We start from the raw sequence: 10,105 nt of genomic DNA, 5'->3' as shown, positions 1-10,105 counted from the left end.
GACGGCGGGCGGTGGATTATTGACACTCCCCGAGAGAGGTGAGTGTAGTGACACGAGCTACCATCGTCGGGGGCGGAATGACTTCGTTCGGCCCGCACGACCAACCGCTGGAGGAACTGTTCGCGGACGCCGCGTTCGCGTCGATGGACGATGCGGGCATCGCTGGCGACGAAATCGACGCCTTCTACCTCGGCAACGCGCTGGGCGGCCAGACCGAATCCGACACCCACCTCGCGCCGAAGCTGGCGACCCACATCGGGTTGCAGGGAATCCCCTGCCAGCGGTTCGAGGACGCCTGTGCGACCTCCTCGAACGCGTTCAAACACGCCGTGCAGGCGGTCGAATCCGGTGTCCACGACGTCGCCTTGGTTGGCGGCGTCGAGCGCTGTACCCCCGAGACGGGACTCGGGACCGGCGAGATGACACGCATCTTCGCGGGCGCATCCCACCGCCAGTACGAACAACCGACCGGGTTGACGTTCCCCGGCGTGTTCGCGCTCCTGACGAAGCGACACATGCACGAGTACGGCACGACGGAAGAGCAACTCGCCGAAGTCGCCGTCAAAAACCACCACCACGGCCAGTCCAACCCGAAGGCACATTTCGGCCGCGACACCGACGTCGAGTCGGTGCTCGAAACCCCCATCATCGCGGATCCGTTCCACCTGATGGACTGCTGTCCGTTCTCCGACGGTGCATCGGCGGTCCTCGTCGTCTCGGACGACCTCGCCGACAGTTTCGCCGGTGAACCCATTTCCGTGACCGGCGTCGGACACCGAACCGACGCGGTGCCGCTCGCGGACAAGACGTCGCTTCCCGAAACCCGGGCGGCCCGCGACGCGGCCGCAGAAGCCTACGAACAGGCCGGAATCACCGCGGCCGACGTGGACGTCGCCGAGGTCCACGACTGTTTCACCGGGGCAGAGGTGCTGGCCATCGAGGCGCTCGGTCTCTTCGAGGACGGAACCGGCGGGCGTGCGGCGGCCGACGGCGAGACGTACATCGACGGCGAGATGCCCGTCAACCCGAGCGGCGGCCTCAAGGCGAAGGGTCATCCCATCGGCGCGACGGGGACCGCCCAACTCGTGGAGTTGACCGAACAGCTCCGCGGCGACGCCGCCGACCGACAGGTCGAAGACGCACGAACTGCAGTCGCGCACAACCTCGGCGGCGACGCCGCGACGACCGTCGTCACCGTTCTGGAGGCACGAGCATGAGCGGAGACCGAACGTCGGAATCGGGGCCGCTGACCTACGCCGACTGGCGGGACCGCCTCGAAGACGGCGAACTCGTCGGACTCGAATGCCGGTCCTGCGGGCACGTCACCGCGACGCCCAAACGCGCCTGCATCGATTGTGGCGACAGAATCCTCGATACATGCTCCCTGCCGACCACCGGCACCGTCCACAGCGAGACGACGATAACCGTTCCGCCGGTGGGATTCGAGGGGCCGTATCAGGTCGGCGTCATCGACCTCGGGGAGACGAAGCTCATGGGACGTATCCGTAGCGACGAGGGCGTCGAAATCGGCGCGTCCGTCGAGTTCGCGGATACCGTCGAACTCGATGGTATGCCAGCGCCCGTGTTCGAACCGACGGAATAGGACTGCTAGCCCTCATCGTTGACCTCAAAGAGATAGCGGCGTAGAGTTGATTCAATCGATCTCCGGGCGAAACCGTTCGTGGTACGTTACGGCATCGTGCCCCTTGTCGCCTTGGAACGGTTTAATGTGACCACCGACGATGTGAAGGGCGCCGTCGATTACGCCGTCCGCAGCACCCACCCGAATGTGTGAGGCCTTCGGGAGGTGCGTGTGGAACTCGTCGGTTGTCGGGTCGTAGCGGTGGCAGAAAACCCGATAGCTGTCCATAGTGTATTCCCCCCGCGTGAAGAGGCCGTGTGAGAGAAACACCTGCCCGTTGATGACGGGATTCGTGTTCGCTGAGTACATTCCCGGGAGCGGGGTTTGCTGCATCATCGTCACCTCGCCAGTGTCGGGGTCGATTCTGACGTTCGAGTCCGTCGGACCACTGTTACCGCGCCAGCCACCGATTGCGTGAATCGCTGGTCTGCCTTCGTCAGTAACCAGCGCGATAGACGGCCATCGTTTTGCTTCCGGCAATCGTGTAAAGTCGTCGTCCACGACCCGCCGGCGCTCGGGGTCGAACGTCCAAACGCGGTACTCGTCGTAGGCTCCCACGCTCCCGTACGGCGCACCGTGGTTCGTGGCGGTATCGCGGGTGCTGACGTCCGTTCCGCCGGAGACGCAGTAGATGAGGCCGTCTTCGGGATTGTACACTCCTCGCATCCCGAAATTTCGATACGGACAGCGACAGTCCATCGTTTCGGTCAGGTTCTCCCACCCGTCGCCGGGTCGGAACTCGAATATCTCGTTCGATGGCGGCTCGCCGGTTTCGTACGGACTGTCGGCGGGCGCACCGCCAAAACTGAAGAGGGCGTCCGCAGTGGCGACCCCGGCGTTTCCCCACAGTGCCCGTGGGAGGTCCGCTTCGCGTTTCCACTCCTTTCTTGTCGGATCGAAGGCGTACGTCCGTGCGACTGCGGCAAGCCCTTGGTCCGATTCGATACCGCCGAACACGTATAGCATTCCGTTAAGGACACCGCTCCCGACATCACTCTGTGGTGCCGGAAGCGGCGCAGCTGTGGACCAACCGAGACGGTTCGACGGCGTAGTCGTCGTTGTTTCCCCTTCCGTCGTGGTTGTTGTGGTCGTCCTTGTCTTTGTACTCGGGCCGTCTCGGCGTGCGGTGTTACAGCCCGCTATCCCGACAGTGACACCCGCCCCCACCGTTTGCAGGAAACGGCGTCTAGAACGCATCGGAATATACACCGGGCGGTGTGCATTGATGCTTTCGATTTCTTATCGATCTATTTGAAATTTATGCCAAAGCTGATGACCTGTGTTGATTTAACATTTGTATATCCACGATATCTGTATAGATATTACAGAACGACCCAACGACGTACGTACGGCCGATGACGGCGAGATGAAAGAATTACCGCTGAATTCCTTTCGGTTATCGGTCTTTTCCGCGACGAGGGACTCAGTCGATAATAGTGACCGCTATGGGTGGTGTCGCGTGACGTTCTCGTAATCCGCCTTAATCTCCTGCCGACCAAGATGCGTGACTTTATAGAACGTCTGGCGGCCGTCAGCACCCTCTGGGGCACCGGTTCGGGCGACGAGACCCGTGTCTATCAGTTCGCCCATATGGTGGGTCATGTCGAAACTCGCGTCGTCGATGGCGTCCGCGAGCGTCTTCCGCGAGAGCTCTTCGCGCTCGTAGAGGAGAAAGAGAATCGAATATCGCCGCGCGTCGCCGAGTGCTGCTTTTCGCGCCACGTGGTCGGCGAGCGTGTCGAAGCCGTCGTCGAACAGCCGTTGGTTCACGTAGCCTTCGATGTCCCGTTCGTCGTCCGGAATCGGCGTCGATTTGTCGGCCATGTTGAATGAACGTCGGACGGCGAGGACATCACCCTACCGATTACACAGAATATTTTCTTTGTTTTTGTATTTTATTTTCGGCTGTCGATACCGCCGTCGGTAGCTGTAACTTCCCGGCCGACGAGTTGCTCTCACTTGCTGGCTTCTACTAGCGGATTCCTCTTCGGCAGGTGTTCGGCTGTTGAGCGATCGATCAAGTTTCGATGAAACGAACGCCGCTGATAGCTGTCAGTGTAACAATCGACATACCAGTGGTGAAAATTATGAAGACATAGTGGTTTTAATATCGTCACTCAACTACATAAAAATGTGAGTGAGAGCACGAGTTGGACTCAAGCGTTTTTGAAGAATATAGTGGCCCTATTTATTTCGTTGCTTATCACAACTGTTGCAGTTGTTCCTTTCGAGAAGAGTCCTGAACCGGGAACCGTGCCTAGGCTGGTTATGGTTATCGTATTTTTCACTGTATTCACGCTTCTGTACTTGTGGGATTCTGGGTATTTAAGACGCTGAGGCGGTGGTGTAGAATATTCCCTCGCGTGATGTTGGGACTGATACTCTCGTTTCTGTGGTGGTAATTAGAACTGCAACGGCCAGACGAAGGCAGAGAGCGGTGGAGACGTGTACTGTAACCTTTCTCTGTCCCCGAACCCCGCGGGTCCGAGGCCGAAATCCTTGCAAACGCTTCAACGCCTCTCTCGTGAGTAGCTCACGAATTACTTCGTTTTATCATGACTGGACTTCCGGTGAAGTAGCCGATTTCTCGGCGCTACTTCGCCTTGAGGTTGTGCACCACGTCCAACCGCTCCACAACGTCAGCGGTCGGCTCGATCGCCTCTCGAATCGCGTCCGCTGGTTTGTACGCCATCGGCGCTTCGTCGCGCACCGACTCGACGACTGACTCGGAGTAGATGCCGTCCATCGCTTCGCCGAACTCGTCCATCGAAATCGTCTCGAAGGCGTCGCCGCGACTCATGGTCCGGCCCGCGCCGTGCGGGGCCGTCGAGTGGTACTCCTCGTTGCCCTTTCCGCGAGCGATGATGGAGCCGTCGGCCATGTTGAACGGGACGACAAGTCGCTGGCCCTCGCGGGCGGGCGTCGCGCCCTTCCGAATCGTCATGTCGCGGAAGTCGATGTAGTTGTGCGTCGATTGGAACCGCTCGACGGCTTCGACGCCGAGCGCGTCGCAGATGGCGTCGCTCATCAGTTCGCGGTTCCAGCGGGCGTACTGCTGGGCGAACAGCATGTCCACGTAGTAGCCGTGTGCCTCCCGCCCGTCCAGCCAATCGAGGTCGTCGTTTCGCTCTTCGTCGGGGCGCAGGGTCGACCCCGAGAGCGCGTCGAAGGCATCCTCGATGTCGCGACCGTCGAAGGCTTCTCGGACGCGCTCCGCTCGGATGTGCGATTCGCCCATACCGCCCGTGACCCACGTGAACAGCTCGCCGTCGCCGGTGGTTTCTGGGTCGAACTTGAGGAACTCCTCGTAGCCGTCCGGAATCGCGTCCCGGATCTGGTCGGCCGCGCGGTAGTCCGAGGCGCGCCCTTGCCAGTACTCGGCGACGGCTTTGCCGAGGTAGCGCGACCCGCTGTGGATGACGAGCCAGTAGTCGTCCGACTCCCGCCCGCGGGCGAACTCGACGAAGTGGTTGCCGCCGCCGAGCGTCCCGGCGCTCTTGATAACGTAGCCCATTCCCTGTCGTTGCCCCGAAAGGACGCGCTCACAGAGGGACTTGAAGTACGACTCGCCGTAGCCGTCGAAGTCGAACGAGATGGGGTCGATGTTCCGACCGAATCGTTCCCGGTACGCGGCGTCGAACCGCTCGAAAACCTCGTTCGCCCGTTCGAAGGGGAACTCGTTCACGAGGTGCGGTGCGTCGTCGTAGTCGTGGACCTCGCGGCCCATCGGAACGACGTCGCGGACCCGCCGCTCGCGCTCCGCGTGCGCGAGCGGGAGGTCGTCGCCGAGGTTCGTCGCGCACATTCCGCATCCGACGTCAACGCCGACGATGTTCGGCACCACGCGATCTGGGAGCGGCATCGTGAACCCGATGGGTGCGCCCGCGCCCCAGTGAGTGTCCGGCATTATTCGCACCGGTTCGGTGAACGCGGGGTGGTCGATGAGTTCCTGAATCTGGTTCAGGCAGCCCGATTCGACGAGGCGCTCGTCCTCGACCATCACGCGAGCGGTCGTTCGTGACCCGTTCAACTCGATAGGCATTCTCTGTCCGATTCGAGACGTCGAACCGCCATGAAGATAGCTGAGGTGTGTCAGCACTCCCCGTCCGCTTCGGAATTCGTCTCGTCCTCGTCTTCTTCGTACAGGTGGCACCCGACGTCCCGGCCGTCCACGCTCCTCCGTTTCGGATGCTCCGTCTCACACACCGTCGAGAACCGCTCTCCGAGCAGTTCCGCGGCGGCATCGACGTTCCCGTCTATCGCCGCTCCGATGGCGTTCGAAACCATCTCTTCCGCGCTCCGCTGGTCGAGCGTCGAGGGAATCCCGTACTCGCGCCGGATTTCGGACCGGAGGTCCGTTTCCGAAACGGTCTCCGTTCCATCATCGCCGCTCCCGTCGGCTACCCGCTCGCGGACGGATGTGAGCCCGAAATCGCTGTCCCTGAGCGCGACGCGCAACGAGAACACCGCGTTCCACGCCGATTGCGTGAGCGACCACCCTTCCGGTGGAACCACCTTCGGACAGCGGGTGTGGAACCGACACCCCGACGGCGGTGACGCCGGGTCGGGTACGTCGCCGGTCAACTCGACCATCTCGTTCCTGTGGTGGGGGTCGGGCCGCGGAACCGTGTCGAGTAGCGCCTTCGTGTAGGGGTGTTTGGGGTCCGCGAACAGGGATTCGGTTCGTCCGACTTCGACGGCTTCGCCGAGGTACATGACCACCACGCGGTCACAGAGTTGGTGGACGACGCTCATGTCGTGGCTGATGAGCAGAATCGAGAGGTCGAAGGCGTCCTGTAACCGCTCGATGAGCGCGAGGATTTCCGCCTGCACGGACACGTCCAGCGCCGAGACCGGTTCGTCCAACACGAGCAGGTCGGGATTCAGCGACAGCGCCCGTGCCAGCGCCGCCCGTTGTTTTTCGCCGCCGGACAGTTCGTGCGGGTAGCGCTCCCGCTTCGCCTCGGCGAGGCCGACGAGTTCCAGCAGCGTCGTAATCCGCTCCTCCAACCGCTCGTCGTCGGTGAGTCCGTGGGTGACCATCGGTTCCGCGATGGACTCGCCGATCGTCATCCGCGGGTCGAAACTGGACGCCGGATTCTGGAACACCATCTGTACCTGCCGCCGGTATCGTTTCGTCTCGCGCTTCGACAGCGACGCGACCGAGCGCTCTCGGAAACGTATCCGACCCTCCGTCGGCGCTTCGAGCGAGACGACGGTCCGGGCGACGGTCGATTTGCCACAGCCGGATTCGCCGACCAGTCCGAGCGTCTCTCCGCGGCGGAGTTCGAAATCGATGCCGTCGACCGCACGCACGCGCCCCGTTTCGCGGCTCAACACCCCCGAGGTGATGGCGTAGTGCTTTTTCAATCCCCGAACGGTGAGGAGGGATTCTTCGCTCGCGTTCGGTTCGTGTTCGGTCGCGTTCTCCTGTCTCATCGTTCGTCACCTCGGGGTGCCGTCGGCTCGGTTCGCGGTGTCGATTCATCGTCGTCCGCCGCCAGTCCGTCCGCCCCGGCGAGTTCGCTCGCGTCGTGGTCGTCGTCGTAGTAGACGCACGAGACGTCGTGATCGCTTCCGTCCACGGCGTACACGGGCGGTTGGTCATCCGTCCGGCAGTCGTCCGTCGCGTGCGGACACCGGGGGTGGAATCGACATCCTGCTGGCGGGTCGGTCGGGTCGGGAAGCGACCCGCCGATGGGTTCGGGCGTCGCCCCTCGCCGCGGGACGCTATCGAGCAGTGCGCCGGTGTAGGGGTGGGCCGGTCGGTCGAAGATGTCGAAGACGTTCCCGCGCTCCATCACCTTCCCGGCGTACAGCACGACCACGCGGTCGGCGATTTGGGCGACGACGCCGAGGTCGTGGGTGACGAACAGGACCGCCATATCCCGCTCCGCTTGTAGCGTCTGGAGCAGGTGGAGAATCCCGGATTGGGTCGTGACGTCGAGCGCCGTCGTCGGTTCGTCGGCGACGAGTAGGTCGGGGTCGCACGACAGCGCCATGGCGATGACGACCCGCTGTTTCATCCCGCCGAGAACTCGTGGGGATACTCGTCGAACCGTTCCGCGGGGTTCGGGATGCCGACCCTATCGAGGAGTTCGACCGCACGCCGCCGTGCGCGCTTTTTCGGAACGTCTCGATGGAGTCGAATGGCCTCCACGAGTTGGCTTCCCACTGTATACACCGGGTCGAGCGCGTCTTGCGGGTTCTGGAAGACGTACGCGATGCGGTCGCCCCGAATCGAATTCAGCGTTCCGTTCCCGACCGACAATAGGTCGGTCCCGTCGAACGTCACCGTCCCGGAGAGTCGCGCCGGTGGCGTCGGAACGAGCCGCGTCAGGGATTCGCACGCGACGGTCTTCCCGGACCCGCTCTCGCCGACGAGACAGACCGTCTCGCCGCGATTCACGTCGAACGAATCGCCGTCGAGCGCCCGAACGAGGCCGCGGTCGGTGTCGAACGTCACCCGAAGGTCGTCAACCGAGAGGAGCGGGGCCATCTACACGTCACCTCGCGGGTCGAACGCGTCGCGGAGCGCGTCGCCGACGATGCTCAGTGCGACGACGGTGGCGACGAGCACGACGACCGGAACCGTCCATATCCACCAGACCTGCATCGGTTCCGTGTAACTCTGCGCGTTGAGACCGACCGATATCGTCTCGCCGAACGAGGGCATCCACCGACCGATGTCCCCGATTTCGATGAACGTGAGCGCCGTTTCGAGGAGGACGAGCTGTGGAATCTTCTGGGTCGTTCCGATGAGGACCGTGTTCGAAACGTTCGGGAGGAGGTGTTTCCGAAGGATGGTCAGCCGACTTACGCCCGCGCTTCTCGCCGCTTCGATGTACTGTTCCTCCCGACGTTGGATGACTTCGCTTCGGACGAGGCGAGCGACGTTCCCCCAGTTCAGGAGGCCGAACACCACGACGAACGCAAAGAGGCTCGGCCCGGTGAGGAAGACGAGGATGAGGTAGACGACGAACGCCGGAACGGACTGTTGGACGTCCACGTACCGCATGAGAACCGTATCGATGGCCCCACCGCTGTAGCCCGCGACGAGGCCGACCGCCGTCGCCAGCGGTATCATGAACACGGCGGTGATGACGGAAACTTGAAGACTCACGTGCATTCCCGAGACGACGAGCGCAACCATATCCTGTCCCAGCGCGCTCGTTCCGAGCGGGTAGGTCAGCGACCCCTGACAGTAGCCCCCGACGGTGTGACCGATGCAGTTGGCCGTGACCATTCCCTCCTTGGCGCTGAAGAGGAGCGGTGGCTGACGGGCCGCGTGGATGTGGGGTCGCGGCCGTCCCATCAACGCCGGTCCGACCAGCGCGAGGAGGACGAAGACGACCAGATACGCGAGACTGATGACGGCCACCCTGTTGGTCCGAAACCGTCGCCAGTGCCGTCGATTTTTCGCGGAGTTTCGGAACATGGGTGGAACGGCGAAACAGACGAGAACGAGCAGACTCACCCGGAACAGCCACGTCAACTTCGTCGGTTCCCACCAGTAGATGATACCGACGTGGTGCGAACTCGTGTAGCGATAGAGCAACACCAGACCGGCGAGTCCGACGACGAAGGCGACGAGCCGCCACGGAATCGTCCGTCCAGTGCCGTCGAGCCCGTCCCAGTCGATGGATTCGAGCGGCGTTTCGCTCGTTGGTGAGGCGGTGTCGCTGCTCACGAATCGTCACCGTAGGGGGGAGAGATTAAAATCGGCGAGCGGGTCGTGGACGATGGCATAACCGTACTACGCCATGGTATTTATCCCCACGAGAAAAAGATACCGAATCAACACGTTTGCCGCTCCACAACTATTATATCGCTATCACGTAATCGTTCGATGTCGAACACAATGAGTCGCCGCTCTTACGTCGTCAAACGGGTCGCGCTCTCCGTTTTTGCCCTCTATCTCGTGTTGTCCGTCACGTTCGGGTTCATCGCCCTCACCGCCGACCCCGGCGTCGCCTTCGTCGCACACGGAGCGTCACGACAGGCCGCCAGCGAACGGGCGAACATGTCCGAACGCGAGCAGATGGTCCAGCAAGCCATCGCCGAGTACAAAGCCGAGCACAACCTGAACAAACCGATTTGGCGGAGTTACGTGGACTGGCTGGTCGATATCACGACGCTCGATTGGGGGCGCTCGTACTCGGCTTAACGGGACGCCCGTGCTGACGGTTCTCGGGCAGGCGATTCCGGCGACGCTCACGTACGTCGTTCCCGCGATGCTGTTCGCGCTCGTCGGGGGTATCGGCTTCGGCGTGTACGCCGCGCTCAATCCCGGGACGGCGCTCGAACGAGTCGTGACCGGCGGGTCCTACCTCGGCTTCGGGATTCCGAACTACTGGCTCGCAGTCGTCGCCGGGCTCGTCGGCGTTACCGCCTTCGCAACTCGATTCGCCCCGCCGGACATCGTACGGAGCGCGCTCCCCGCGGTTATTTTGGGGACGAGTC

General features: G+C 62.4%; 8 protein-coding genes and 2 pseudogenes. 4 read left to right on the top strand and 6 right to left on the bottom strand.

Annotated elements, in window-relative coordinates; translation table 11 throughout:
- Nucleotides 1-47: 47 nt before the first annotated feature.
- Nucleotides 48-1,217: a thiolase domain-containing protein gene (locus BG842_RS03925; protein ID WP_083252424.1), complete on the top strand. Its 1,170-nt coding sequence runs from the start codon at nucleotides 48-50 to the stop codon at nucleotides 1,215-1,217.
- Nucleotides 1,214-1,603, top strand: coding sequence for a Zn-ribbon domain-containing OB-fold protein (locus BG842_RS03920; RefSeq protein ID WP_069449763.1), 390 nt, complete (start codon nucleotides 1,214-1,216; stop codon nucleotides 1,601-1,603). Before BG842_RS03925 ends, BG842_RS03920 begins: the two co-directional genes overlap by 4 nt.
- A 51-nt stretch (nucleotides 1,604-1,654) precedes the next feature.
- Here BG842_RS03920 and BG842_RS03915 read toward each other — a convergent pair whose 3' ends face one another.
- The 6 genes and pseudogenes from BG842_RS03915 to BG842_RS03890 form a co-directional block, all read right to left on the bottom strand.
- Nucleotides 1,655-2,839, bottom strand: coding sequence for a kelch repeat-containing protein (locus tag BG842_RS03915; protein ID WP_139136009.1), 1,185 nt, complete (start codon nucleotides 2,837-2,839; stop codon nucleotides 1,655-1,657).
- A gap of 246 nt (nucleotides 2,840-3,085) precedes the next feature.
- Nucleotides 3,086-3,466, bottom strand: coding sequence for a helix-turn-helix domain-containing protein (locus BG842_RS03910; protein ID WP_069449761.1), 381 nt, complete (start codon nucleotides 3,464-3,466; stop codon nucleotides 3,086-3,088).
- A 769-nt stretch (nucleotides 3,467-4,235) separates the two neighbouring features.
- Nucleotides 4,236-5,684 carry an RtcB family protein gene (locus BG842_RS03905; protein WP_069449760.1) on the bottom strand — a complete coding sequence of 483 codons (1,449 nt, stop codon included), beginning with the start codon at nucleotides 5,682-5,684 and terminating at the stop codon, nucleotides 4,236-4,238.
- Between the two features lie 50 nt (nucleotides 5,685-5,734).
- Nucleotides 5,735-7,081, bottom strand: coding sequence for an ABC transporter ATP-binding protein (locus tag BG842_RS03900; RefSeq protein ID WP_069449759.1), 1,347 nt, complete (start codon nucleotides 7,079-7,081; stop codon nucleotides 5,735-5,737).
- Nucleotides 7,078-8,141: pseudogene (locus tag BG842_RS03895) on the bottom strand (ABC transporter ATP-binding protein). Before BG842_RS03895 ends, BG842_RS03900 begins: the two are co-directional and overlap by 4 nt.
- Nucleotides 8,142-9,332: an ABC transporter permease gene (locus BG842_RS03890; RefSeq protein ID WP_069449758.1), complete on the bottom strand. Its 1,191-nt coding sequence runs from the start codon at nucleotides 9,330-9,332 to the stop codon at nucleotides 8,142-8,144.
- Between the two features lie 171 nt (nucleotides 9,333-9,503).
- On the opposite strand from BG842_RS03890, the gene BG842_RS03885 reads away from it, so the two are divergent.
- Together BG842_RS03885 and BG842_RS03880 are read left to right on the top strand one after the other, a co-directional pair.
- Nucleotides 9,504-9,809 (top strand): hypothetical protein, encoded by a 306-nt coding sequence (locus BG842_RS03885; protein ID WP_069449757.1) that lies wholly within the window; start codon nucleotides 9,504-9,506, stop codon nucleotides 9,807-9,809.
- 10 nt (nucleotides 9,810-9,819) lie between these two features.
- Nucleotides 9,820-10,105, top strand: a pseudogene (locus BG842_RS03880) (hypothetical protein); the annotation flags it as partial.

This window comes from Haladaptatus sp. W1 (genome assembly GCF_001723155.1).
Classification (GTDB): Archaea; Halobacteriota; Halobacteria; order Halobacteriales; family Haladaptataceae; genus Haladaptatus; species Haladaptatus paucihalophilus.
The sequence above is the reverse complement of the archived record's forward strand: the minus strand, read 5'-3'. Positions and strand labels throughout refer to the sequence as shown.

Bases quoted from the DNA above. Each gene is read 5' to 3' on its own strand.
- BG842_RS03900 (WP_069449759.1), bottom strand. From the start codon at position 7,081: ATGAGACAGGAGAACGCGACCGAACACGAACCGAACGCGAGCGAAGAA.
- BG842_RS03920 (WP_069449763.1), top strand. From the start codon at position 1,214: ATGAGCGGAGACCGAACGTCGGAATCGGGGCCGCTGACCTACGCCGAC.
- BG842_RS03910 (WP_069449761.1), bottom strand. From the start codon at position 3,466: ATGGCCGACAAATCGACGCCGATTCCGGACGACGAACGGGACATCGAA.
- BG842_RS03885 (WP_069449757.1), top strand. From the start codon at position 9,504: ATGAGTCGCCGCTCTTACGTCGTCAAACGGGTCGCGCTCTCCGTTTTT.
- BG842_RS03905 (WP_069449760.1), bottom strand. From the start codon at position 5,684: ATGCCTATCGAGTTGAACGGGTCACGAACGACCGCTCGCGTGATGGTC.
- BG842_RS03915 (WP_139136009.1), bottom strand. From the start codon at position 2,839: ATGCGTTCTAGACGCCGTTTCCTGCAAACGGTGGGGGCGGGTGTCACT.